Origin of the sequence: Pantoea sp. DY-5 (assembly GCF_019795955.1) — a bacterium.
Taxonomy (GTDB): domain Bacteria; phylum Pseudomonadota; class Gammaproteobacteria; order Enterobacterales; family Enterobacteriaceae; genus Pantoea; species Pantoea leporis.
This window is the reverse complement of sequence record NZ_JAIMIE010000005.1, coordinates 18,175-43,668: the sequence shown is the minus strand read 5'-3', so window position 1 is coordinate 43,668 and position 25,494 is coordinate 18,175. Positions and strand designations below refer to the sequence as shown.

At 55.0% G+C, this 25,494-nt stretch carries 24 protein-coding genes; 10 read left to right on the top strand and 14 right to left on the bottom strand.

From position 1 onward, the window contains the following. Window positions 1-61 precede the first annotated feature (61 nt). From K5Y30_RS16440 to K5Y30_RS16420, 5 genes are all read right to left on the bottom strand, one after another. Entirely contained in the window at window positions 62-1,375 is a 1,314-nt protein-coding gene (locus K5Y30_RS16440) for a cytochrome c (protein ID WP_222212232.1), read from the bottom strand. 2 nt (window positions 1,376-1,377) lie between these two features. Further along, window positions 1,378-3,147 carry a GMC family oxidoreductase gene (locus K5Y30_RS16435; protein ID WP_222212230.1) on the bottom strand — a complete coding sequence of 590 codons (1,770 nt, stop codon included), beginning with the start codon at window positions 3,145-3,147 and terminating at the stop codon, window positions 1,378-1,380. 18 nt (window positions 3,148-3,165) lie between these two features. Next, a complete protein-coding gene (locus tag K5Y30_RS16430; protein ID WP_137387185.1) occupies window positions 3,166-3,894 on the bottom strand; it encodes a gluconate 2-dehydrogenase subunit 3 family protein in 729 nt (242 codons plus the stop codon). 208 nt (window positions 3,895-4,102) lie between these two features. After that, window positions 4,103-4,927, bottom strand: a complete 825-nt coding sequence (locus K5Y30_RS16425; protein ID WP_222212228.1) for a sugar phosphate isomerase/epimerase — start codon at window positions 4,925-4,927, stop codon at window positions 4,103-4,105. Window positions 4,928-4,944: 17 nt separating this feature from the next. Further along, on the bottom strand, window positions 4,945-5,958 hold the full coding sequence (locus tag K5Y30_RS16420; RefSeq protein ID WP_110867234.1) for a LacI family DNA-binding transcriptional regulator: 1,014 nt from the start codon (window positions 5,956-5,958) through the stop codon (window positions 4,945-4,947). A gap of 405 nt (window positions 5,959-6,363) precedes the next feature. Here K5Y30_RS16420 and K5Y30_RS16415 point away from each other — a divergent pair, with 405 nt between their 5' ends. From K5Y30_RS16415 to K5Y30_RS16405, 3 genes are all read left to right on the top strand, one after another. Beyond that, on the top strand, window positions 6,364-7,542 hold the full coding sequence (locus tag K5Y30_RS16415) for a Gfo/Idh/MocA family protein (protein WP_222212226.1): 1,179 nt from the start codon (window positions 6,364-6,366) through the stop codon (window positions 7,540-7,542). A gap of 8 nt (window positions 7,543-7,550) precedes the next feature. Then, entirely contained in the window at window positions 7,551-8,492 is a 942-nt protein-coding gene (locus tag K5Y30_RS16410) for a sugar phosphate isomerase/epimerase (protein WP_101761122.1), read from the top strand. Window positions 8,493-8,587: 95 nt separating this feature from the next. Further along, window positions 8,588-8,932: a helix-turn-helix transcriptional regulator gene (locus K5Y30_RS16405; protein ID WP_222212224.1), complete on the top strand. Its 345-nt coding sequence runs from the start codon at window positions 8,588-8,590 to the stop codon at window positions 8,930-8,932. Here the strand turns inward: K5Y30_RS16405 and K5Y30_RS16400 are convergent. Then, the gene (locus tag K5Y30_RS16400; protein WP_222212222.1) at window positions 8,925-10,115 is read right to left on the bottom strand and encodes an MFS transporter; all 1,191 of its coding nucleotides are present in this window, start codon (window positions 10,113-10,115) and stop codon (window positions 8,925-8,927) included. The two genes, K5Y30_RS16405 and K5Y30_RS16400, sit on opposite strands and share 8 nt — an antisense overlap. Window positions 10,116-10,344: 229 nt before the next feature. On the opposite strand from K5Y30_RS16400, the gene K5Y30_RS16395 reads away from it, so the two are divergent. After that, complete coding sequence (locus K5Y30_RS16395; protein ID WP_222212220.1) at window positions 10,345-10,878, top strand: sterol desaturase family protein; 534 nt, start codon at window positions 10,345-10,347, stop codon at window positions 10,876-10,878. Here K5Y30_RS16395 and crtB read toward each other — a convergent pair. From crtB to K5Y30_RS16370, 5 genes are read right to left on the bottom strand one after another with little or no spacing between them, the layout of a single operon-like run. Further along, the gene (gene crtB / locus K5Y30_RS16390; protein ID WP_222212218.1) at window positions 10,817-11,746 is read right to left on the bottom strand and encodes a 15-cis-phytoene synthase CrtB; all 930 of its coding nucleotides are present in this window, start codon (window positions 11,744-11,746) and stop codon (window positions 10,817-10,819) included. The genes K5Y30_RS16395 and crtB overlap by 62 nt on opposite strands. Further along, a complete protein-coding gene (locus K5Y30_RS16385; protein ID WP_222212216.1) occupies window positions 11,743-13,224 on the bottom strand; it encodes a phytoene desaturase in 1,482 nt (493 codons plus the stop codon). The genes crtB and K5Y30_RS16385 overlap by 4 nt, the downstream gene beginning before the upstream one ends. Then, complete coding sequence (crtY, locus tag K5Y30_RS16380; RefSeq protein WP_222212214.1) at window positions 13,221-14,387, bottom strand: lycopene beta-cyclase CrtY; 1,167 nt, start codon at window positions 14,385-14,387, stop codon at window positions 13,221-13,223. The genes K5Y30_RS16385 and crtY overlap by 4 nt, the downstream gene beginning before the upstream one ends. After that, window positions 14,387-15,664 carry a glycosyltransferase gene (locus K5Y30_RS16375; protein ID WP_222212212.1) on the bottom strand — a complete coding sequence of 426 codons (1,278 nt, stop codon included), beginning with the start codon at window positions 15,662-15,664 and terminating at the stop codon, window positions 14,387-14,389. The genes crtY and K5Y30_RS16375 overlap by 1 nt, the downstream gene beginning before the upstream one ends. A gap of 14 nt (window positions 15,665-15,678) precedes the next feature. Further along, complete coding sequence (locus tag K5Y30_RS16370; protein ID WP_222212210.1) at window positions 15,679-16,584, bottom strand: polyprenyl synthetase family protein; 906 nt, start codon at window positions 16,582-16,584, stop codon at window positions 15,679-15,681. Between the two features lie 256 nt (window positions 16,585-16,840). Between K5Y30_RS16370 and K5Y30_RS16365 the strand changes: the two genes are divergently transcribed. The 4 genes from K5Y30_RS16365 to K5Y30_RS16350 all read left to right on the top strand — a co-directional run bounded on the left by K5Y30_RS16365 (window position 16,841) and on the right by K5Y30_RS16350 (window position 20,260). Then, window positions 16,841-17,302 carry a helix-turn-helix domain-containing protein gene (locus tag K5Y30_RS16365; RefSeq protein WP_222183900.1) on the top strand — a complete coding sequence of 154 codons (462 nt, stop codon included), beginning with the start codon at window positions 16,841-16,843 and terminating at the stop codon, window positions 17,300-17,302. Beyond that, window positions 17,302-17,877, top strand: coding sequence for a PIN domain-containing protein (locus K5Y30_RS16360; protein ID WP_222183899.1), 576 nt, complete (start codon window positions 17,302-17,304; stop codon window positions 17,875-17,877). Before K5Y30_RS16365 ends, K5Y30_RS16360 begins: the two co-directional genes overlap by 1 nt. A 141-nt stretch (window positions 17,878-18,018) precedes the next feature. Next, window positions 18,019-18,960, top strand: coding sequence for a 2-hydroxyacid dehydrogenase (locus tag K5Y30_RS16355; RefSeq protein ID WP_222183898.1), 942 nt, complete (start codon window positions 18,019-18,021; stop codon window positions 18,958-18,960). A 118-nt stretch (window positions 18,961-19,078) separates the two neighbouring features. Further along, window positions 19,079-20,260 (top strand): FAD-binding oxidoreductase, encoded by a 1,182-nt coding sequence (locus K5Y30_RS16350; protein WP_222183897.1) that lies wholly within the window; start codon window positions 19,079-19,081, stop codon window positions 20,258-20,260. A gap of 18 nt (window positions 20,261-20,278) precedes the next feature. Here K5Y30_RS16350 and K5Y30_RS16345 read toward each other — a convergent pair whose 3' ends face one another. Then, window positions 20,279-21,613, bottom strand: coding sequence for a PLP-dependent aminotransferase family protein (locus K5Y30_RS16345; RefSeq protein ID WP_222183896.1), 1,335 nt, complete (start codon window positions 21,611-21,613; stop codon window positions 20,279-20,281). Between the two features lie 143 nt (window positions 21,614-21,756). Here K5Y30_RS16345 and K5Y30_RS16340 point away from each other — a divergent pair, with 143 nt between their 5' ends. Then, window positions 21,757-22,608, top strand: coding sequence for a DMT family transporter (locus K5Y30_RS16340; RefSeq protein WP_222212727.1), 852 nt, complete (start codon window positions 21,757-21,759; stop codon window positions 22,606-22,608). A 46-nt stretch (window positions 22,609-22,654) separates the two neighbouring features. On the opposite strand, the gene K5Y30_RS16335 is transcribed toward K5Y30_RS16340, so the two are convergent. Continuing rightward, on the bottom strand, window positions 22,655-24,082 hold the full coding sequence (locus tag K5Y30_RS16335) for a trehalose-6-phosphate synthase (protein WP_255606687.1): 1,428 nt from the start codon (window positions 24,080-24,082) through the stop codon (window positions 22,655-22,657). A gap of 108 nt (window positions 24,083-24,190) precedes the next feature. Continuing rightward, window positions 24,191-24,730 carry a GNAT family N-acetyltransferase gene (locus tag K5Y30_RS16330; RefSeq protein ID WP_255606686.1) on the bottom strand — a complete coding sequence of 180 codons (540 nt, stop codon included), beginning with the start codon at window positions 24,728-24,730 and terminating at the stop codon, window positions 24,191-24,193. A 261-nt stretch (window positions 24,731-24,991) separates the two neighbouring features. On the opposite strand from K5Y30_RS16330, the gene K5Y30_RS16325 reads away from it, so the two are divergent. Further along, window positions 24,992-25,483 carry a GNAT family N-acetyltransferase gene (locus K5Y30_RS16325; protein ID WP_222212208.1) on the top strand — a complete coding sequence of 164 codons (492 nt, stop codon included), beginning with the start codon at window positions 24,992-24,994 and terminating at the stop codon, window positions 25,481-25,483. Window positions 25,484-25,494: the final 11 nt, after the last annotated feature.

Genomic DNA, 25,494 nt, shown 5'->3' with positions numbered 1-25,494 from the left:
TTTAAAAAACAAAAACGCCCGATGTGATCAACACACCGGGCGTTTTATTGCACAACAAACGCTATTTCATCACCGGTACTTTCAGCTTAGCGCCTGCGCCGGTGGCATTGCGCAGATCGGCGACCTGGCTGGCTTTCACCTCGGCAGCCTGATTACCCCACGAATTCCTCACGTAGTTCAGCACATCGGCCATCTGCTGATCGTTAAGCTTCCAGGAGAATGCTGGCATGCCCGCGGACGTTGGGCGGCCTGCGGTGTGCGGCGCGCGTGCACCGTCTAGCAAGGCGTGGATCATGTTGGTGGGATCGTTCTGCATCGCACCATTGCCCGCAAAGGCGGGCACCATGCCGGTGATGCCTTCACCCGACAAACCGTGACACGCCGAGCAATCTACTTCATAGCGCAGTGCAGCCCGATCGTAACGCGTTTTATCCATCACGAACCCGGCGGCTTGCGGCGTGGAAGAAGCCGGTAAGCTGCGCAGGTAAGTGGCGATAGCGTGCAAATCACGATCGTTAAAATATTGCGTCGAGTGCTCGACCGCTTCGGCCATTGGACCCGCCGCCACGCTTGCAACGTTCGAACCGGTTTTCAGGTAGTCAGCGATCTGCGCGTCGCTCCATTTGCCAATGCCAGCATGAGGATTCGGCGTAATATCCGGCGCGTACCAGCTTCCCAGATTGCCACCTTGCAGATATTGGCTATTGATTTCGCCGCCCAGCGCGTTGCGCGCGGTGTGACAGACGCTGCAGTGCGCCGGACCATCAACAATATACTTGCCGCGATTCCACTCATCATTCTGCGCGGTTTGCTGCTTGAACGCGCTGTTATCGAAGAACAACAGGTTCCAGCCAGCCATCGTCAGGCGAATGTTGTAGGGGAAATTCATGCCCGCATTTTCATCGATGGCGTTGTGCACCGGTTTTTGTGCCGAAAAGTAGGCCCAAAGATCGTGCATATCATCATCGCTCATCTGTGTATAAGCGGTGTACGGCATCGCCGGATAAAGGAAGCCGTGTTCGCCGCGTCCCTGACGCACCGCGTTAAAGAAATCGCGCTCGGTCATGTTGCCGATGCCGGTTTCACGGTCTGGTGAAATGTTCGAGGTCTGCAGCGCGCCAAAAGGCGTATCGATTGTGTAGCCGCCGGAGAAGTCCGCATTGTGACAGGCGGCACAGTCGGCGAGGCGCATCACGTACTCACCGCGTTTAATAGCGGCATCGTCATTGCTGTGGAAATCGGCCAACTGCACGTTGTCGTCGGCAACGTTGGAGCGCGCGCTGTCTAACACCACCCACAAACGACCCGACGCCGCGATGCCCGCAATCACCGCCAGTGCGGCGAGCGTATAAGTTATCTTCTTTGCTTTCGCCATGATTACGCCCCCACCAGCGGTGCCGGATTATGGATGTACTTCTGGTGGATCGCCTGCGCAGCACGCACCGCCAGCGCACCAATGGTGATGGTCGGGTTATAACCGCCGTTGTTCGGGAAGGCGGATGCGCCGACCACGAACAGGTTGTGCGCATCCCAGCTTTGCAGATAGGGATTGAGTGCGGAGGTGCTGGGATCGCTGCCCATCACCGCGCCACCAATGGTGTGCGAGCTGTGCTGCTGGTACGGATTCCAGCTCTTCTCCGCCTGGTTATCCACCACGATATGCTGGCCGCCGGTTTCTTTCATGATGTCGATGGCGCGATCGGTAACGAATTTCGCCATGCGCACATCGTTCTGGTTCCAGTCGAACGTGGTGCGGATCAGCGGCTGGCCGTGACGATCTTTGTAGTTGGGATCGAGATCGAGATAGGCTTCGCGCATCGGCATCGAGGTGCCCTGACAGAAGATGGTACCGGCGGTTTGGTAGTCGCGCTTGTAGCCCGCTTTCCACTCGCTGCCCCAGCGTTTGGTGCCGGGACGCAGGCCGTTCATGTTCTGAATTGGACGTCCGTTGGTGGAGAAGCCCATGATGCCGGCGCCGCCGATGAAATCGAGATCGCTGTGGTCGAAGTTATCGCCGTTGAAGTCATCAATCTGCACCGCCAATGCGCCGCCGCCGATGAACGGGTTCATAAATTCGTTATCGAAGAAGCCGGTGACGCTGGAGCAGGTTTGATAGTTGTAGTTACGGCCAATGGTGCCGCGACCGGTCAGCGGATCGTATTGTTCGCCCACGCCGGAGAGCAGCATCAGGCGCACGTTATCCATCTGATAAGCGGTGATGCAGACGATATCCGCCGGCTGGAAGCCCTCCACGCCATCCTGGGTGATAAATTTCACACCTTTCACCGTTTTACCGTCGTCATGCTTTACGGCGTGCAACACTTCCATTTCGGTCAGCAGCGTGAAATTTGGACGTCGCATCAGTACCGGCAGAATGCACGCTTGCGGCGATGACTTGGAGAAGTTGCCGCAGCCGTGGAAGTCGCAGAAGCCGCAATAGGTGCACGGACCCATGCTGACGCCGAGCGGATTGACATAAGCTTGCGACAGATTACCGGCCGGCACCGTGAACGGGTGATACCCCATGCTTTCGGTGGTTTTGCGATACTTGCTCATCCAGTGCGTATCTTTCAGCGGCGGGGTTGGATAGTCGCGTGAACGCGGGCCTTCGAAGATATTGCCGCCTTTTTGCGGCTGGCCATTAAGATTGCCCGCGATACCGGAAGTGCCCGCAATACGCTCGAAGCGATCGTAGAACGGTGCCATTTCGTCGTAGGTCACGCCCCAATCCTGCAGCTGCAAACCCTGCATCTTTTTCGCGCCGTAACGTTCGCGAGTTTGCTTCGCCACTTCAAAATCCCACGGCGTAAAGCGCCATGACATGCCGGCCCAGTGCGTGCCTGCACCGCCAACGTTCCAGCCAAACTGAAACGCTGACCAGTTACGTACCGGCGCTGCCAGCTGATCGCTGCGGTTGCGGAAGGTGGTGGTTTCCACGCTCATCGGCTGCAGGATTTTGCGGCGCGTGTGGAAACGCAGTTCATCGGCATCAATGGCGACCGGGAAATCGGTCGAGGTATCGCGCCAGGCACCGCGTTCAATGGCGACCACGTTAAGTCCCGCGCGGGTAAGCTCTTCCGCCATCACCGAACCGGCCCAACCTAAGCCGACGATGACCACGTCAGCTTTATTTCTTACTAATGACATTGACTCAGCTCCGGCTATTTAATCGTTAGGAATGAGGCTGACGGGAATAAGCGCCAGATTTTCGTTGCGGCGTTCGATATAAGGGCGATAGTCATAGCGTGCGCCGGGAAAACCGATCATCTTCCAACCCACCATATTTTTATTTCCGCCATAAATCGGATCCGCTAAATAGCTTTCACGCGCGTTTTGCAGCATTAATTCAAACAGCGCCTGGCTATTCACGTCTTTTCCTAAATCGATCTTGCCGTCTTCCATAGCTGTCAGGAATGTATCGATCTGTTCAGCTGATAAGGTATGTAATGAAGCCTGATGCTGTTGCTGCGCCCACTTTTCCAGCGCGGCTAAACCGGTTAAGTAGCGCGCTTTTGGCGGGGTAAGAAATTGCGGGCTGCCCATCAATGCCGCTTCATTTTCCGGATGCAGCGGCGCCTGCAAATAGAGCGCCGCGCCAGAGCCATAATCACCAGCTAACTGGTTATCGAGGAACTCAATCGCGCCCGCTTCACTGGCGGACGGGCCAAGGTCATCGGCGGGGATTAGGCGGTCAAAGATGGCTGCCAGATTCTGGCGATCCAGCGGGTTAGTGAGCACCTGATAACCATCTTGCCATGCCGGTTGCGGCAGGTGATCGGTGCTGAGTTGGGTTTCCAGCGGGACATTGTGCAGCTCTTTCGCCCGTAGCTGCGGCGCGACAGCGAGGGATGCCACAATTCCACTGAGCGAAAAGAGCGCTTCTCTTCGGTTCATACTTTTTATCCCTTAAACTTCAACAGATGAATATTGACAGAGCACGACGTTCAGATATTTCAGACGCAATGACCTTGCGCAAATAGCGCGCAGGCGCTAGCGACGAATCTGCGTTCGTAATTGTTTTTTTCAGAGGTAGGGTAAATATACGGTCGCCATTTATGGTGACCGTATTTACGGGAAACCCGTTTATCGGGCTCCCTTTATGTTAATGAATATATTTATTCATATCTTCATAGCAGTGACGGGAAATATCCCACAAATCGTCTTCCCAGTTTTGCGGGCTTAATAGTTCCGGTGACCAAACGCCGTCGTAGCCGGTAGCTTTTACCGCCGCCACCCAGGCGGCAATATCCACATCGCCCTGGCCTGGTGCGTAGTCGCGCTGTACCCACTCATCCCAGGCTTCACCCGGCTTGGCCGCGCGGCCATCGCAGAAATGCACGCCGTAAATCAGATCTTTATCCATGCGCGCCACTTCAGCAGGCGTGGTGCCGCCGCCGGCATGCAGGTGCCAGAAATCCACCACCACGCCAAGATTGTCTTTGCCGCTCTGTTTAATCAGCTCCAGTGCGTGTTGCAGCGAATTGAACGCGGTGAAGGCGACGACTTCAATCTGGAATTTAATGCCGTGTGGTGCGCCGATATCGGCGATGGCGGAGATATTCTCCAGCAGGATGGCATCACGCTCGGCGGCGGAAAGATGATCGAGTTCGGTCAGCGCCATGATTTGCACCACCGGACAACGCAGTTCCACCGCGGCCTGGCAGATTTTTTCCGCTTCGCGCAGCAGCTCAGCTCGCGCTTCCGGCTCATGGCGGCCAATACGTTTCAGCGCATTGATGCAGGTAATATCGACGCTGTATTTCGCCATCAGATCGCGGTAGGCAGCATAGCTGCCAACGTTATCCAGATAGCGATACAGATGTTCTGGCAGGATCTCCAGCCCGCTAAAGCCAGTCTCATGGGCGATGCGTAACTGAGTGACGGCATTGCTGTACCAAACAGACACGCCATGCAACGACAACTTCATCTCTCCTCCTTGTTACCTCACGGCTTCAGGTGAGAGCGTCGAATACGCAATTCTCCCTGAGACCAAACGCCACCCGGAGTGGCACGTTCATCAATCAGCCGGTTCAGGGCTTCAGTGATGATCAAATCAATACGCTGGCTGAAGGTGGTGAGCTGCCAGCTGGGCAAGCTGGCTTCATCGATGTCATCGAAACCCACCACCGCCATGAATTTGTTGCCTGCACCTTCGCGTAAGGCCGCCAGCGCGCCGAGCGCCAGCACATCGTTTTCGCAAAACAGCGCTTCAACCCGCTGATCGGGCGCGTGCGCGTTGAGATACTCAGTCAACGCCGCGTAGCTGCGTTCGCGGGCGTATTCACCGGCGGTGAGCAGCACTTCCAGCGCCAGGCCAGCTTGGTTCAGCGCAAGTTGCAGACCTTCCAAACGCAGCGTGTGATGGCTGCTGGTGGCCGGGCCCATCATGTACCCGATGCGCGTATAACCTTGCGCCAGCAGCAGTTCGCCCAGCTGTTTGCCCGCCTGCAAGCCATCGATATTGACCACTTCAATATCCGGCTCGTCATTGTTACGGCACACCTGCACCAGCGGAATGTGGTGCATTTCACGCGCCACGGCGACCAGCTCATCACTCAGCACCGTGCCGAGAAACAGCATGCCATCGACCTGCAGCTGATCGGCCAGCGACAGCACCGCGCGGTAGTTTTCACCGCTACCAATATTCAGCAGCAGCGCCATGTAGCCGCGCTGCTGTAGCTGGCGGGTGACGGTGTCGAGCATCAGCATCGAGTGCGGATTTTTAAGCTCGTCGATCACCACGCCAATAATCTGTGTCTTCTTCTGCGACAGGCTGCGGGCCAGCAGGTTAGGGCGATAACCCAGCTCGGTGGCAATCGCGATTACGCGTTCGCGCGCTTTCTCGGAAATTGACGCGCCGGGCGTAAAGGCACGCGATACCGTCCATTTCGAGACGCCAGCCAGTCTTGCCACATCGCTGGCGGTGGCTTTGTGGGATTTTGCGGTTGGTTTACTCATAGCACCTGCATAGGGGAAAAAGCGGAGACCCACAGCATTGAACGTGAAACCCAACGGAAAATAAACACCTAAGCGCACGCAATTGGCGTAAAGCGCGACAAATAACCCTGTTTTTAGGATGTTGCGATTATGTTTGATCTTTGCACCCGATTGCAACGTTTTTTGCAATCGGGTGCATTTCATTAACTTTTTGTGATCGATTTCGCTGATTTGCACTTTGCCAGATTGACTAAAAAGTCGTCTTAGCTGACATTTTGCTCACCACTACAAAGCAAATCTCGTTTTTACCTGTCGTGTGCAGCTTATTTTGCACCCGGTAGCAAAACAGTAAAACGCTAAAAATTAATCTCTGATCTCTTACCTCAAACCATTTTGCACCCGAGTGCAAAATAAACAGGAGTTGTTATGCTCATCGGTGAAAAGAGTATTCCACGCCCACTGCGCTGGGCCATGATCGGTGGCGGCCGTCTCAGCCAGGTGGGTTATAAACACCGTTGCGGTGCGCTGCGTGATAACACGGCATATCAGATGGTGGCCAGCGCCTTTGATATCGATGCCGAGCGTGGTCGCGATTTCGGTGTCAACTTAGGGCTCGATGCGGATCGCTGCTACGCCACTTATCAGCAGCTGCTGGCCGAAGAGGCGAAGCGTGCGGATGGCGTTGAAGTGGTGTCTATCGCCACGCCAAACGGCACCCATTTTGAGATCACCAAAGCGGCATTGAATGCCGGTATTCACGTCATTTGTGAAAAGCCGCTGTTCTTCACTATCGCCGAAGCGCTGGAAATTAAAGCATTAGCGGCGGAAAAAGGGCTGATCGTTGGCGTGACCTACGGTTTCTCCGGCCATCCGCTGCTGATGCAGATGCGGGCGATGATCGCCAACGGCGAAATTGGTGATGTGCGCATGGTGGAGCTGCAATACACCCACGGCTTCAGCGCCAATGACAGCGCCGACAAATTTAGCGAAGCGCAAAAATGGCGCGTCGATCCAAAGATTGCCGGTCCGTCTTTTGTGCTCGGCGATATCTCTACGCACACTTTCTACATCTCCCAGCTGGTGTTGCCAGAACTGAAAGTGAAATCGCTGCTGTGCGATCGCCAAAGCTTCATTCCCTCGCGCGCGCCGTTGGAAGATAACGCCATGGTGCTGATGCATTACGACAACGGCGCGGTAGGGCGCATGTGGGCCTCATCGATTAATGCCGGTTCGATGGACAGCCAAAGTATTCGTGTGATTGGTTCGCGCGCAAGCCTGGAGTGGAGCGACTACAACCCAGGCGAGCTGAAATATGAAGTGCAGGGCCAGCCGAATCAGATTATGCATCACGGCATGCCGTACCTGCATGAAAGCGCCCTGGCCGATGAACGTTTGGGCGCGCTGCACACTGAAGGCCTGGCGGAATCCTGGGCCAATATCTATCTGAAATTTGCTATCGCCATCCACGCCACCCAACAGGGCGACCAAACCACGCTTGATAACCTGATCTATCCCGATATTAGCGCCGGAATTGAAGGTGTGCGCTGGATTGAAAACTGCGTGCGTTCTGCGGACAACGGCGCGAGCTGGGTTAACTACGAATAAGGATTGCCATGAAACTTTCGTTTTGTACCGATAGCCTGGGTCATCTGCCGTTTGAACAGATGCTGGATAAGTTGCTGGAGCTAGGTGTTTACGGCGTTGAGATGACGACCGGCGGCTGGTCACCAGCGCCGCATCTGCGTACCGAAGCGTTGCTCGGCAGCGCCACGCAGCGTCAACAGTTGTTGCAGGCGCTGGAGAGCCGCGGCATGTCGATTGCAGCGCTGAATGTGTCGGGTAATCCGCTCGATCCAGGCGAATTAGGTAACAAACATAAGCGCGATACGGAAAACGCGCTGGCGCTGGCCGGAGAACTGGGGGTGAAGAAAATCGTCATGATGAGCGGCTTGCCGCCCGCCAGCCCGCACGACACCATTCCAAACTGGATCACTTACACCGTAAGTTGGCCGCCGACGCTGAAAAACTGCCTCGATTATCAGTGGAATGAAGTGGCGATCCCTTACTGGCTAGGGCTGGTGCAACGCGCTAAAGAGAGCGGCGTGGAGAAATTCGCGCTGGAGAATTTCAGTTCGATGCTGGTGTGGAATCCGGAAACCTTGTTCCGTCTGCGCGACGCGGTGGGTGAGATGGTGGGACTCAACCTCGATCCCAGCCATCTGCTGTGGATGGGCGCGGACCCGATTGCAGCAGCACGCGCGCTCGGCCCGGCAATTCATCACTGTCACGGCAAAGATGTGCGTCTGGAGCGCGGGCTGGTGGATATCAATGGTCTGTTGGAAACCAAACCGGTAGAAGATGTCGCCAATCGCGCCTGGAACTATGTTGCCGTTGGTTGCGGCCAGGATCTGCAGTGGTGGAAAGAGTTCTTCTCGGTGGTACGCATGATGGGCTACAACGACTGGGTATCGCTGGAAATGGAAGATCTCACCATGTCGGTGGAAGCGGGCGTAACCTCCTCAATTGCGGCACTCAAGCAAACCCTTAGCCAGTAATGTCAATTCACGGCGGGCAACCGCTCGCCGTGTTCTGTACATCGAGCCTTGCCTGCCTGATAATTCGTGGTTCACCCACTATTAAGAGGCACGCCATGCTGGAAAACCATCCACAGCGCGACGAAATCAGGCTGGAGAATGTGCTGGCGGCGTTGGGCAACCCGATGCGCATGACGGTAATCAGCATTCTGGCGGACGGCGGCGAACATACTTGCGGATCGCTGCTGAAAGGCGTCTCCAAATCCACGTTGACCCATCACTGGCGCGTGCTGCGCGAAGGCGGCATTATCTGGCAGAAACCCTCTGGACGTGAAAACCTGCTGTCGTTGCGGCGCGACGATCTCGATGCCCGTTTCCCGGGTCTGCTTGATTCACTGCTAAGCGCCACCCAGCAAGATCCCCTGACCCGCATCACGCTGGATGATTTCCAGGTTAAATAACCCGCGCACGCCCAGCCAGCGTAGCCACAATCATCTGCAACCCCGCAATCACCAACAGCAGCATCAGCGGCCACTGCCAGTTGCCGCTGACATCATGCAGCAGCCCAAAACAGAGCGGGCCCAGCGCCGCTAATCCGTAACCGACGCACTGTGCCATGCCCGACAATTTCGACGCCTGCAAATGATCATGGGTGCGCAGATTAAACAGCGACAGGCAAATCACCATTGATGCACCGGCGCCCAGTCCCGCCAGAATCAGCCACAGCAGCGCGTATTGCGGTGCCATTAACAGTCCCGCGACGGCGATAAAAATCGATAGCGATGCGAGAAAACCAATCATCCGCTGGTCGTGCATTTTTTTCAGTGCGCTCATGCAGGCCAGGTTCGAAACGATGGCCACAATTTGATAGACAAACAGCATGCCACCCGCTTCCAGCTGGCTAATGCCGCTGTCTTGCGCAAAAGGCGTAAACCAGCCGATCAAGGTGTAGAACACTAGCGACTGGCAGGCCATAAACAGCGAAACCTGCCAGCCTAAGGCCGCGCGCCACGGTGAGCGTGTTGATGTGCTATTGGCGCTGTTATTTGTCTGAGATGCAGGCTTTTTCAGATAAGGCAGCCAGGCTAACAGTGCGATAATCGCCGGAATCAGCCACACCGCCAATGAAAGTCGCCAACCCGCGCGACTCAGCTCTGCCAGCGGCACCACCACGCCCGATGCAATGCTGGCGGTGATCGCCATGGTCATCGCGTACAGGCCAACATATCGCGCGGTGTGTTCAGTGAAATCACGCTTAATCAGCGGCGGCAGCAGCACGTTGGCCGCCGCAATCCCCGAGCTCAGGATGATCGTTCCCACCCACAACGCATTTTCACTGCCGCTGATACGCAGAATCGATCCCAGCGTGATGAGCAGCAATGCGCCCCATAAACTGCGCTCAAGACCAAAACGGTTGCCGAACCATGCTGCGGGTGGCGCTAAGGTAGCGAACATCAATAGCGGCAAGAAGTTGATCACGCCCGCCGCACTGGCGCTCAAGCCAAACGTCAGACGGATGTTTTCCAGCACCGGGCCAACCGCGGTAATAGGCGTGCGCAAGTTGGCCGCTGTCAGCAGCAGTAAGAACAGGAAAAAACCAGAACGACGCAGAGCAGGATTCGCAGATAAAACGGTATGGGTCATATTTTCGCACCATAGCAATGAGGCAGAGCGAGTCTGCTTATGGTGCGTTGGTTGACGTTAACGCTTACGCAGCGGCGATTAACTGCTGAAAGGAGGGCAATACTAACGAGTGAGTGGGGAGATGTAAAGTCGGCGGATTATCGAGTGAGGTCATATTAAATTTGTCGCTTGCGCCATCGCTCATCCGCGTCCACCTTTAGTATTTCCCTTTTCCACAAATGGACGAACAATGATCTGGTTATGGAACGTGCTTATCTTGCTGGCAACCGTGGTGGTGATGGAAATCGTCGCGGCGCTGTCGCATAAATACATCATGCACGGCTGGGGATGGGGCTGGCATCTGTCGCACCACGAACCGCACAGCGGCAAGTTTGAGCTAAACGATCTGTATGCGGTGGTGTTTGCGCTGCTGGCGATTGTGCTGATTTATGTTGGCGTACAAGGCATGTGGCCGCTGCAGTGGATTGGTGCCGGGATGACGACTTACGGCGCGCTCTATTTCATGGTGCACGATGGTCTGGTGCATCAACGCTGGCCGTTCCGCTATATCCCGCGCAAAGGCTATCTCAAGCGCTTATACATGGCGCACCGCATGCATCATGCGGTACGCGGGCGCGAAGGCTGCGTGTCGTTTGGTTTCCTCTACGCGCCATCGCTGAATAAGCTGCAGGCCACGTTGCGCCAGCGCCACGGGAGAAAAATCAACGAGGACGCTGCCACAGACCAGCCGGACGCGGCTCAGGACGAGCCACACGCGAAGTGATTGCCAAACCCGCGCCTTTCACCAGCAGCGCCAGTTTTTCACCTTTACTGGTGCGCTGCCGTGAATCCCAGGCGTGAACACCGGCGTGCTGAACTTTCACCCCGATTTCGCGATAAACGCCGCGTGCCGTCGCGATGGCCCACGCCGAGCGCAGCGGCAAACCCGGCAAGCCGGACCGCGCTGAGTGATAATAGGGTTCCGCTTCCGTCACTAAACGCGCTGCCAGCGTGGCCAGCGCCGCACGATGTTGCGGTGCTGTCAGCGTATCGGCGCGTAATCCCGCCTGATCGAGCCAGGATTGCGGCAGATAGCAGCGACCATTTTCGGCATCTTCGACGATATCGCGCGCAATGTTAGTGAGCTGGAACGCCAGGCCTAAATCGCAGGCGTGATCGAGCACCGCTTCGTCGCGCACGCCCATTACGCGCGCCATCATCAAACCGACTACGCCCGCGACGTGATAGCAGTAACGCAGCGTATCGTCGAAGCTGGCATAGTGTTCGTCGCGGGCATCCATGGCGAAGCCTTCCAGATGATCAAACGCCAATTGCTGCGGCAGTTGGTGAATAATCGCCACTTCCTGAAACGCTTTAAACGCCGGTTCATCCATGTGCGCGCCGCTGTAGGCGCGGCGCGTTTCAATCTGCAGGTGCTGCATGCGTGCCTGTGCATCTTCGACGGCATGCTGCGTGCCGCCTTCGCCCAGCGTTTGCCCATCAATCACATCGTCGCAATGACGACACCATGCATACAGCATCAGCGTGCTGCGGCGTGTCGGTGCATCAAACAGCTTGGCGGCGGTGGCGAAACTCTTCGAGCCCACCGCCATGGTTTGTGTCACTTGCTCGAGTAAAGGCTGTCGATTCATTCAGCGCGATCCTCCAGCATCAGCTGAGCGGTGGCCTTGGCGGAACCAATTACGCCGGGCACGCCCGCGCCTGGATGCGTACCCGCACCCACCAGATAGAGATTGCTGATATCGGCATCGCGGTTATGCGGTCGGAACCAGGCGCTTTGCGTCAAAATTGGCTCCAGCGAAAACGCCGAGCCGTGATGGGCATGCAGCGTGTCGCGAAAATCAAACGGCGTAAACATTCTGTGTGTCACTAATTGCTGACGTAATCCCGGCATGTAGTGCTGCTCCAGATAAGCAAAAATTCGATCGCGCAAGCGCGGTCCTTCCTGTTGCCAGTCGATGTCAGCGGTGCCGAGATGCGGCACCGGCGCTAACACATAAAAGCTGCCGCAGCCGGGTGGTGCCAGCGACGGATCGCTGCTGCAGGGCGCGTGCAGGTAGAGTGAAAAATCCTCTGCCAGTTGGCTGCTATTAAAAATCTCATCAATCAATTCGCGATAGCGCGGACCAAAACAGACGGTGTGATGCGCGAGCTGTTCATGCGGCTGATTGAGGCCAAAATAGAGCACAAACAGCGAGTTGCTCATGCGCTTACGCTTGAGCGATGTCGCACGTTTCATTGCTAGCGGATGATGGCGCAGCAGTTTGTCGTAGGTATGCACCACGTCGGCATTGGAAGCTACGGCGGCGGCATCGAAGCGTCGTCCATCCTTTAACTGGACGCCGCTAATCTGACTGCCACTGGTTTCCAGCTGGCTCACTTCGGCATTCAATAACAGTTCGCCGCCCAGATCCTCAAACAGCCGCGCCATGCCATTTACCAGCGCGCCCGTGCCGCCGCGCGGAAACCACACGCCCCATTCACGCTCCAGCGCATGAATTAAGGTATAGATCGATGACGTTGCAAAAGGATTACCGCCCACCAGCAATGAGTGGAAGGAGAACGCCTGACGCAGGTGATCGTCCTGAATAAATTTCGCCACCATGCTGTAGACGCTGCGCCACGCCTGCAAACGTCCCAGCTGCGGCGCCACGCGCAGCATGTCACGCACCTGCAGAAACGGCACGGTACCGAGTTTCAGATATCCCTCTTTGAACACCTCGCGCGAATAGGCGAGGAACTGACGATAACCGGCGACATCCTGTGGATTGAAGGTGGCGATCTGCTGCTCCAGCAGCGGCTGATTGTTGTCGTAGTCGAGCTGTTTGCCATCTTCCCAGCACAGGCGATAGAAGGGCGTAACCGGCATCAGCTCGACGTAATCGCTGAGTGATTTACCCGCCAGCGTGAACAACTCTTCGATGGCGCTGGGATCGGTGATCACCGTAGGTCCGGCATCGAAGGTAAAACCGCTATCTTCAAACACATAGGCGCGTCCGCCCGGTTTGTCGCGCTGCTCGAGTAAAGTCGTTGGTATGCCCGCTGCTTGCAGGCGAATCGCCAGCGCCAGGCCGCCAAAGCCTGCGCCAATCACATAAGTGCGTTTCATTTTTTCTTCCCTGGTTCGACAGAATTCAACAGCGCGCGCAGCGCTTCACCGATGGGCACCGGCGGCTTGCCGCACAGAATCCGCGTTTTATCGCGCAGGCGCAGTTGCCCGGCGTAAAAGCGGCTAATTAACCCGGCATCGAGCCGGTAAAAACGTTGCATCACGCGCCAGCGCTGCTGCGGCTTACCGGCCAAAAACAGCATGCGGTTCAGCAGGCGGAAAAATCGCTGCTCGCGCCACTGCTGACGGGCAAAGCGTTCGATGTGTTGACTGAGCGTGCGGGCATCGGTGGGCAACAGCGTGGCTATCAACTCCGCCAACGCCACGGCGGACGGTAAAGAATAACCCGTTGTCGCGTGAAACAGTCCGGCGCGCAGGCCGCTGCATGGCTGGCCGCGCTGCTGTTGCCAGAATCGATCAATATCGCCGCTCAGGGTAATCGGTAATATGCCGTGCTCTTCACGCAGCAGCGTGCCAGGCCGCCAACCTTGCTGTTTGGCATAGTCAGCGATGTGCTGACGAGCGGAGTTCTCCGCCAGCGTAGGTTGATTAACGTAATGCGTATCTTCAATCAGTAACCGATCGGCGCTGAGCGGTAGCGTGTAGACAAAACGGTAGCCCGCTTGCTGATCGACGGTGGCATCCATCAGGATCGGCTGCTGCAGGCCGTGCGGCTGCGCCAGCTGCCACTCTTGTCCAAGAAACACCTGATAACCCAGCTGCAGATGCGGCGTTGGCTGCAGGCCGCGGCCATCAATCACCACCTGCGCATCAAGTTCACGGCCATCCGCCAGCGTCACCTGTGTGGGTTTTACCTGTTTAACGGCAGCATTTGTCCACAGATCGTCACCCATCGCCGCGAGTAGATGCCGGGCAAAATCGCCTGACGCGATGGAACAATAATCCCCGTCCAGGTTGCGGCGCAACGCGGGAAAACGCACCTGATAGCCAGGCCAACGCGCCGTGATCAGCGGCTGCAGCCAGCGTAGCTGATCGGCGCTAAGATCGCTCTGATGAAATGACCAGGTATGATTGCCTGCCGGATGTGCGTCGCTCTCCAGCAACAGGCATTTGAGCTGCGGCTGCAGTTGGCGCAGACGCAGCGCAATCAACCCGTTTGCCAGTCCGGCACCGACCAGAATCACATCGTAGTGCGCACGCATCAGGTGGCCTCCGCCAGCACAACTTGCTGCTGGCACAGCGCTTGTTCGACGATGTCGGCCGCACGCTGGCAACCGCCTGCGCGCTGCAACTGTGCCTGTATCGCTGACATCCGTAACGCGTAGCGATCGTCGGTAAGTAATTGTCGCAGATGCTGCTCCAGTTGATGAACGCGGTTAAAGCGCGATGCGCGCCGTCCAACGCCATGCCACTCAATGCGCGCTGCCACGCCGGGTTGATCAAAGGCAATGGGCAGCGCCAGCATTGGCGTACCGCATTCCAGTGCTTCCAGCGCGCTGTTTAATCCGGCATGAGTAATAAAAAGCTGCGCGTGTTGCAGGGCGGCACGTTGATCGACAAAATCCGTCACCCACGCCGCACCAGCCAGTTGCAACTTGTGCACCTGATCGGCGTTCAATCCCCCACAATGAGCGATCACCAGAGAAAGTTGCTGGCGGCGGCACGCCTGTGCCAGATGCAAAAACAGGCGGAAGCGATGGCCTTGCAGCGTACCCAGCGAGGCGTAAACCACCGGCTGGCGCAGCGCCGGCCAGGGCGCATTGAGCGGCGCTGCCGCAAGCGGCGCGCGCAGTTGTCCGACGGCGTGATAGCAGGCGGGCAGTTGCTGACGCGGAAAATCAAAGGCGGGCACCATCTGGCTGATTTGTGCCAGCGGTGAAAGGCACTGATGCAATCCGCGCCGCTCCGTCAAATTGAACGCCCGCGCGTGTTTGAGGATGACGTCGCCGTAACGACGCATGATGCGATCATAGATATCGCTGCTAGCCTGAAAACGTTTCAGCGCTTTTTCATCCTGAGCATAACGGAAGGGCATCACCGGCAGCGGAATGCCGGCTTCACGATTGACCGGCAAGGCGCAGGCTACCGAAACAAACGGCAGATGCAGCGCTTCAGCGACCAATCCGCCTGCTGCTTCCATTTCATCGGCGATCACACCATCAATGTTCAATGATTTCAGTACCGCTGGCAGTTCGCGGCACAGCATATCGGTGCAGGAGGCGAGATCGTTGATTACGCGAAACAGCGACAGGCCGCCCGGCGAAGCCAGCCGATGCAGTACGGGCGCCAGCGAACCGGCCGGATGCGTTTGCTGGCCTACTGCAACGAAATTAATGCGTTCGTCGCTGAGCAAAGTGCGGGCGTCGGCTTGCTGGATGAAGGTGATGCGATGGCCACGCGCCAGCAGCGTTTGTGCTAACGCCTGCAACGCGTGAAAGTGGCTATAAAGCGGCGGCGCGATCACCGCAAAGTGGCCCAACGGCTTAGCCGCGCTCAGTTGAACATCGCTAGCTGTTGATTAAACAGCGCGTGCATGTATTGGCGAGTGGCGATGCCGCGATGGCAGGCGCAGGCAAGGTGTGCATCGGCGCTGCGCAGATGATCGCGCAGACGACGTTCTGCGCCGTCAGCCCCGAGCATCTGTACCAGCGTGGATTTACCCTGATCCTGATGCACATCTTTGCCGGTGTGTTTGCAGCCGTCGGCGAGGTCGTCAAGCAGCTGAAACGCCTGGCCGAGATCCTGAGCGAAGAAGCTAAGACGTTGCCGCACCTGAGGTGAAGCGTCAGCGGCAATCGCCGCCATTTGCAGCGTGGCGCGAAACAGCACGCTGGTTTTCAGTTCATTAGTTAGGGCGATCGCTTCCGGGCTGCGGCTCTGGGTGCCGTCATGCAGATCCTGAAACTGCCCTTGCACTAAACCTTGCAGGCCCACGGCGGCGGAGAGTTCGGCAATCGCTTCAGATTTATGCATGGCAGGCAAACCGGGTGCAATGGCAATCACTTCAAACGCGCGGCTCAGCAGCGCGACGGCGGCGAGAATCGCCACGTTTTCACCAAACTCGCGATGTACGGTAGGGCGACCACGACGCATCTGCGCGTTATCCATTGACGGGATGTCATCCAGAATCAGCGAGGCCGCGTGCACCATTTCCACGGCACAGGCGAGATCGAGAATGCCATTTTGCGTCAGCTCGCAACCCATATCGCGCGCCGCCAGCATCAGTAATAAAGGACGGATGCGCTTGCCCTGCGCCAGCGTACCGGCACGCATCGCGGCACGCACGCGATCGCTTTGCTGTCCGGCAGGCAGTAAATGTTCAAGATGCGCCTGTAAAATTTGCTGCAGCTGAAGGAGTTCGCTTGTCTGATGTGCTGTGCTATCGACATGGGTGGTCATAATGGCTATCCATGGTTGATGAAATTATTATGCTTTTTGATTAACCGTAGACTGCGGAAGGTGAGTTTGCCAGCGAGGGCAGCGTGGTTAAACCACTCCAAACCCGATAATGGATGAGAATTACGTAGAGAAGTAATGCTCAAGCGTCGGCTAAAGAGAGAGCATTTCGTTTATTTCGAATATTGATTGTTTCGTTTATTGCGATTATCATTCGGTGACTGCAATTTGAAACCACAAACTATCAATTGGAAAACGCATGAAACACACAATTCTGGATAGCTTGAGCCTTCCGGCTCCGAAGGAGATTGAGGCCGCTTTGCGTGGGCAGAGGGAGCTCGCAACTTATCTATCCACCAAGCAGGAAACGCAAAAAATATCGATTCAGGATGCGCACAACGAAACTCATCAGATTGAGCTGCCAACGTCTGCCCTGACACTACTCATGGCTGTTTTGGGCGAGTTGGCGGTGGGAAATGCGGTTCAGGTTGTGCCTGTTCACGCTGAATTAACTACGCAGGAAGCGGCAAATATTTTAAACGTTTCACGCCCGCATTTGGTGAAACTGTTAGAGCAAGGTCAGCTTCCGTACCATAAAACAGGTCGCCATCGTCGCGTGCTTTTTGCGGATCTTATGCAGTTTAAAGACAAGCGTGCGCAAGAGAGCAATGATGCAATGCAGGAATTGGCAGACCAGGGACAGGATCTCAATTTCTACTGATGAACCATTCACCCTATGCCGTGGTACTGGATGCATGTGTGTTGTATCCATCCATACTGCGCGATGTACTGCTTCGCCTCGGTCTGACGGGGCTCTACCAGCCAAAATGGACGGCCACCATTCAGGATGAATGGAAGCGTAATTTACGCACTAACAGACCAGATATTGCTGAAGATCAGTTGGCGCGCACGCAGACATTGATGAATAAAGCGCTTCCAGATGCAATGGTATCGGGATTTGAACCGCTTATTTCTGGCATTACATTACCTGATTCCAATGACTGCCATGTTGTCGCTGCCGCTATACGGTGTAAAGCTGAAGTGATTGTCACAATGAACCTGAAGGATTTCCCGAGAAAACTCATGGCTGAATTTGAAATTGAAGCTCTTCATCCTGACGAATTCATCATGGATCTGTTCGACTTAAATCAGGCGCTGGTTTTGAAGGCAGTGAATGCGCAACGCGCGAGTTTTAGACAACCAGCAATGGGCGTTACGGTTTATCTGGATTCGTTATTACGCCAGGGTTTACCGATGACAGTAAGCGCATTAGATAAGTTTCGTTTTCTCATTTAGCAACGATTAAATCATTACGCTGCTGCACGGCATGCCATCTATTTCCGCGTGATCTTATCGGCGAAAAAAGTAACAGCAACGCCGTAACATAAATAACTCCGTTAGGCTGGTGGTAAATAAATACCGCTAATGGAAAATAAAATGACGAATACTAAACCTGCCGTGCTGATTATTCAGCCGCTAATGCCGCAGTTAGATGAAAAGCTCACGCAACATTTCCATTGCCATCGTTTATATGAGCAGCATGACGCAATGCTATTTATCCAGCAGCATGGCAAAGCGATCAACGCCATTGTTACGCGCGGCGATGTCGGGGTGGAAACTGCACTGCTGGAGCAACTGCCGGAATGTAAAGCCATTGCGGTATTCGGCGTCGGCACCGATCGTATCGACCTCAAATATATTGCTGCACAGGATATTCAGGTCAGCATTACTCGTGACATTCTGACTGATGATGTCGCCGATTTGGCCATGACGTTAACGCTGGCGTTCTCGCGCAATTTGGTGGCTTACCATCAGTTTGCGAAATCCGGGGCATGGGAAAATAACGGCGTTGAACTCTCCAGCCGTGCCAGCGGAAAAAGAATCGGTATCGCTGGGTTGGGCGCAATTGGTTTAGCCATTGCGCGCCGTGCCGAAGCCTTTGGTATGGAAGTGGCGTATACCGCGCGTTCGGCGAAAGACGTCAGCTATAAGCGCTGTGACACCATCGAACAACTCGCCGCCTTTAGCGATTTTCTGGTGCTGGCACTGCCGGGCAGTAAAGAGAATTTGCAGCTGGTCAACGCGAAGGTGCTGGCGGCGCTCGGCAAAGAAGGCGTAGTCATCAACATCGCGCGTGGCACGGTAATCAATGAACCCGATCTAATCGCTGCCTTGCAGCAGGGAATCATTAAAGGGGCGGCGCTGGATGTTTATCCGGATGAGCCGAAAATTAATTCCGCGCTGCGTGAACTGGATAATGTGCTGTTAACGCCGCATATTGCCAGCGCAACCCACGAAACGCGTGCGCAAATGACCAATAATGTGCTGGAGAATTTACTGGCCTATTTTGCCGATGGGAAGATTCTGACATCGGTATAATTTAAACATCCGGATTAAGATGAAATTCTTATATCCTGCGCAATAATCCCTATTTAGCCATAGCAATTTTCGCTCGGCCAGGCTGTTATGATATCGGCACTTAATTCAGGAGCCCATCATGACAGCACAGAAAATTGCAATTATTGGCGGCGGCGTTATCGGATTAGCGGTGGCGCGCGCCTTGGCGTTGCAGGGCGTTGACGTCACCGTTTTCGAACAACAACACATTGGTGCGGGCACCAGCAGCACCACGTTTGCCTGGGTGAACTCCAATGGCAAACAGCCGCAAAGTTATCACCTGCTTAATGCGCTCTCGATGGAAGAGCATCTCAAACTGCAGCACGCGCAGCCGAACGGGTTGCGCTGGCTGGAAACCGGCGGTACATGGGAATGGGCCGCCGAAGGCGATGCGCAGCAACGTTTGCTGCAGCGCGCCACGTCGCTGCAATCGGCGGGTTACGCGGCGCGTCAAGCGTCGCCCGCAGATGTGCTGCGTGATATTCCGGAGCTGCGGGCGCAGGCCATCAGCGGCAGCGTGTGGCATTTCCCAACCGAATCGGTGCTGCATCCGGCGCTCTATCTGGCGCGCTTATGGTCAGAAGCCAAAGCGCGCGGCGCGGTGCTGTACCAGCATCAGCGCATCAATAGCATCAGCGAAAGTGCCGATCGGGTTACGCTGCAGCTGGAAAACGGTGAGCAGTGGCAGGGCGATCGTATCGTGTTAGCCACCGGACGCTGGGCCAATCAGCTGCTGAATTCACTGGGACTCAATCTGGCGTTGCTGGATACCAGCAAACCGAACGCGGTGGCTTGTAGTTTTCTGGTGCGCACCGCGCCGCAGCCGCTGTCGCTCAATGCCAACCTTATCTCTCCGCAACTCAACGTACGCCCGGACGGCGGCGGACGTTTGCTGCTGCAAGCCTTAGAGCTGGATCACCTGGCCGATTCTGCTGCGCCACCCTCAATCACCAGCGACATCGCCGCGCAGTTCCGCGAGCGTTATTACGCGCTGTTTGCGGATGCGGGCGAGTTGCAGATTGAACAGATTGTGGTGGGGCAACGCGCACGACCTGCCGATGGTTTACCGGCGCTGGGCTATGTCACAGCGCATCATCGCGTCTATGTGGCGGTGACACACAGCGGTATCACCCTTTCGCCATTGATTGGCAAGCTGGTGGCTGAAGAGCTGATCGGTGATGTGGCAAGTGAGCTGCTGAGCGATTTCCGTCCGCAGCGTCTGCTGGGCAAAAGCGTGGAAGCGTTTGCGCCCATTAAGCGTAATTTCCCGGCGGCGCAATAACGCGATGAGACTGTGTTTTTATAGGTCTCTTTCATAATCGATAGTCTCTTTCACCGCCGCCACGGCAAGCCGCAGTTTATCCTTGCTGACCGATCCCAACGCAAGACGAATGGCATGCGGCACATTGATTGAGGTACTGAACGGTTCAGCCGAAGATACCGAGATCTGCTGGTGGATTAAACGCTGTACCACCCGTTCAGCCCTGACTTCGCAAGGCAACGGTAGCCAGAGAAAATAAGAGTTGGGATGGCTGATAAAATCCTCGGGCGCAAGAATCTGGCGGGCGATCGACTGGCGTTCACGAGCATCCCGTCTTTTCAGTGTTTCCAGACGTTTGATCGTCCCATCCTTAATCCAGCCACACACTAACGAGACCATCAGAGAAGGGGTATTCCACGTAGTGGCACGAATAGCGCGCTCAAGCGCTGCACGCATGCCAGCGGGGCAGACGACGGCGCCGACGCGCAACCCGGTAGCGATATTTTTCGCAAAGCCGGTTACATAAAGTGTCCTTTCAGGGGCATAAAAAGCCATTGGCGGCGGCGGACGAGGCACCAGATAAGCATAGGCGGCATCCTCAATTACCAGAAGATCAAATGTTCGGGCAATCAGGGCGAGCTCTCTGCGCTGAGCAGCACCCAGAACCCAGCCAAGCGGGTTGTGCAACGTAGGCATGGTATAAATCGCACGGACGCGTCTGCGCTGACAAATCTGTTTTAATGCATTGAAATCAGGACCGTCTGGCCCAGCAGGTATGGCGGCAAGTTCAAGATGATAAAGCGCCGCCAGCGCCTTAAAGCCGGGATAAATCAACGCGTCTACCGCCACAACATCGCCGGGTTTTAGCAATCCCATCACCGCAATGGTAAGGCCGTGCTGTGCGCCATTGACAATCAGAACGCCATCAGCCGAAGGCGTGATCCCGGTTGAGCTAAGCCATGATGCAATGGTATGCCGGTCGCTCTCTTTCCCGGCATGCGGCTGATAACGCAGCAGCGATTCAATATCCCCCGCATTGGAGAGATTGCGCAGGGCATCGCGCAGGCGATCGGCCTGATCGGGCAATGCGGGATAATTGAAATTGAGGTCCACCACATCGGTTGCAACCACATGCTGATCGACACCGAGACCCAGAGGCAAAGAAATTTCCCGGACGAAAGTCCCGCGTCCGGTTTCACCGCTGACCAGCCCGATTGTTTCAAGTTCAGCGTAGACGCGTGTAGCGGTTGCTAGTGAGATCCGTCTTTCCGCCGCCAGCGCGCGATGGGTTGGCAGGCGCGTGCCTGCCGACAATTCTCCGCTGCGTATAGCCGCTGCGTATTCGTCAACCACATCCTTATAACGTGCTCTCACCGAATGTATCCATGACAATATTTTGATTGTTCTGGATCATGGCGTTTATCCTCCGTAGCGTCAATTCATGAAGGAGTAAATTGCCTTCACTCAGCTACTGAAAGAGGTTTAACGTGGTGATACAAAAGACGCGTCCTGAGGCAATGTCAGGTTGGCTCAACGGCCTGGTGGGTGTGATTATTTTCAGCGGATCGCTACCAGCAACGCGCATTGCCGTTCAGGACATCGACCCGTTTTTCCTGACTTTTATCCGCGCATCGATAGCGGGTGTGTTGGCGCTCATGTTGATCTGTTTGTTTAAGGTAAAGCGACCTGATCCCAGCCAACTCTTCTCACTCTTGATCGTCTCTTTGGGCGTGGTGATCGGTTTTCCGTTGCTGACCGCCATGGCTTTGCAGCACGTAACTTCGTCACATTCGATCGTTTTCCTCGGGTTGCTTCCGCTAGCAACCGCCGTCTTTGGCGTCATTCGTGGTGGTGAACGACCGCGACGCGCTTTCTGGCTCTTTTCCCTCTGCGGCAGTTTGCTGGTTGTGGGCTTTGCGTTTTCTCATCTTGCTGCCGTATTACTCAAAGGCGATCTGCTGATGCTCGCGTCAGTGATCATCTGCGGCCTGGGCTATGCCGAAGGGGCAAAACTGTCGCGTGAGCTGGGAGGCTGGCAAGTGATCAGTTGGGCTTTAATCATTTCACTGCCATTCATGTTGATCACGTCATATTTGACCTTGCCTGAATCCCTGAGCCACATCAGCACTTCAGCCTGGCTTGCGCTGGGCTATGTCTCGCTTTTCAGTATGCTGATTGGTTTTATCTTCTGGTACAAAGGGCTCGCTATCGGTGGAATTGCCGCTGTCGGGCAACTGCAGTTGCTCCAGCCATTTTTTGGACTGGGTCTGTCGGCTTCGTTGCTGCACGAGAGCGTCAGCCCGCTGATGATAGCTGTCACGCTTGGCGTCATTCTCTGCGTCATCGGTTCGCGAAAATATGCGCGTTAAAGTTCATGCATGTTGGCCGCTCGCAGGCGGCCTCTTGCATATTGGATTAATAACGCAGTCGCCCACTAAAACCATTGGAAATCAGCGCACCCGACTTTAGCGTTAAATCGCATTCCTGTTCTCGCGGCTGCAGCGCGTTGATGAAGCTTTCGGCCCATTTGTGGCAATCATGAAGATGCAGATTTTTTAGCAGGCTGGCGTGACGTTCGCGACGCACCGAAAGCGGCATGATTAGCGCGGTATGAATGGCATCGGCAATGGCATCAGGATCGTAGGGATTCACCAACAGCGCGCCCTGCATCTGTTCGGCGGCGCCGGCAAACTGCGACAGAATCAGCACGCCGGGATTGGCATGATCTTGCACCGCCACATAGGTTTTCGCCATCAAACTCATCCCGGCTATCAGCGGTGTGACCAGCGCCACACGCGCTGCACGGTAAAATCCGCACAGTTCTTCATGCGAATAATGGTTGCTCAAATAACTCACCGGATACCAGTTCAGCTCGCCATGCACGCCGTTCATTTCGCCGCAGCGGGTTTCTAAATCGCGCGATAACTCTTTAATACGATGGCTGTAACCTGACGCCGCTGAAGCCAGCTGCACCATGGAAAACTTGTGGTGATACTCCTCATGTTGACGCAGTAAAACTTCAATCGCGCTGATGCGGTAGGGCGTGCCGGTGCTGTCGTCAAAATGGCCGCCGCTAAGGATCAGATTCTCCGGTAAGGTTTCGCGACATTGCTGCTCCATATACTGGCAGCTGTTGCTTTCTGCCAGCGCGCTGGTTTCCGCGGTATCAATTCCCACCGGGAAAACGCCTACGCGAATCTGGCGACCATGAATACGCAGCGTGTAAGGCGTTTGACGTTCGCAACGGAAGCGGGATTCAACCCAGGCGGTGAAATTGTTCATGTCATGAGTGGTCTGGAAACCAATCAAATCGGCGCACAGTAATGAATCGGCCAGATAGCGCCAGTTCGGCACCGATTCAAAGGATTGTCCCGCCGGGAAAGGCTGATGGAAAAAGAAGCCGATACGATTTATCAGGCCGGCATCGCGCAGCATTTTAATGCTGGGAATCAGGTGATAATCCTGCAGCCAAATATCATCATCGGGCATGGCATATTCACTGATGGCGCGCGTATAGGTTTCATTCAGTTTCATATATCCGATTTGGCTGCTGGTGGAAAAACGCGCCATGTCGGGGCGCTGATGAAATACCGGCCACAATCCCTGATGAATATATTGATGATAACCTTCTTCATATTCTGCTTTGGTTAAGCGGAATGTCAGCGTGTCGAATGCTTTGCCGCTAGTAAAATTCAGCTCACGATGAGGTTCAGTGGTAAAAGATTCAAACTCGCCACTCCATTTCACCCACATGCCACCGCGACGCGTCAATATGCTTTCATAAATGTTTGAAAGCGTTGAGTGATTATTTTGATTGTGTGATACCAAAATCAAGCCTGACATAGTTTTGACCCGTTGCTTAATCTGCCCATGAATAGTTGGCAGAGAATTTAAAAGAGGTTGGCGCAGTAAAAATTGCAGCATGCCGCTCATGATGTACGCTCACAGGCGTTAATGGATCGGTGCGTGTTGACCGCTGACGTTATGCGGATGAACCTGCACAACGTGCATTTCCGGCATATTTTCAATCGGTTTGAAGCCATTCTTCATCAGGAACAGTGAGGCGTCGCTGCCCCAGCCAATGACGGTTTGGCTCTTCAGCATCGCCGGATGTGTCAGGCAACAGCTCAGCAACCATGAGCCCAATCCGATAAAACGGTATTCCGGGGAAATATAGATATCCCGGATAATTGCGGTACCGGCTAAATCGGTGACGATACGCGCGAAACCAATCTGGCGTTCATTACGGTAAACACCAAAACACAGGCTGCCGCGCAACGCTAAGGCAATATGTCGCTTATCGCTATCGTGATGGCTCAATGTCGAAAATAAGAAGTGAGTATTCAGTAACCTTTTATCTGTGCTGATCGAGAACACACCTTTAAACCATTTACGGGGTGACAACATTTTAATGCGTTGTTGTTCTGCCAGATCAGCAACCGCCGATACGCTATTAATTGAACCAATGTTAGTGAGTTCGATACTTTTCATCTCGCGCTACCTCTCCGAATCCTTCAGGGCTGTCGATGAAATTAATCTAGCCGACCAACCCGTAAAAATGTCGTAAAAAAGGCGCGAAGAGTTATAAAAATTTAATAGATTTTATTTAGGGTTCGGGAAAGGGCTGGAGTAAATATTCTAACGGTCGCCATGAATGGCGACCCTACGGTAAGGTGGGTGTATTTGTGCGCAATGGAACATTCGGCCTGTTAGAATGACCGCCGTTCAGAGGGGAATCGAAGAGGTTGAGTTGTGTCGACGTTAGTGTTTAGAGAAGCCAGGCTGGCAGATGTGGATCGTTGTTATGCGATTGAAATTGAGGCTTATGAAGGTGATGAAGCCGCCACGCGTGAAAAAATTGCTACCCGCATTGCGCAGTATCCGCAGGGATTTTTATGTCTGGAAACCGACGGCAGGGTGATTGGTTTTATCAACGCCGGATGCGCGTGGGATGTGGTGATGTCAGATGAAGCGTTCAAAGAGTTAATCGGGCATGATCCTGCGGCACCCAACGCCGTGATTATGTCGGTGGTGCTTGATCCGGCATATCAGGGCAAAGGTTATGCGTCGCTGCTGATGCGCCAGTTTATCAACCTGATGAAGAACATGGATAAGCGCACCATTCATCTGATGTGCAAAACCCAGCACGTTGAGTTGTATAAAAAATGGGGCTATCAGTACGTCAAACCGTCTGAGTCAGACCACGGTGGCATGGCGTGGCATGAAATGCTGATGAAACTGTAATTCAACAGGTA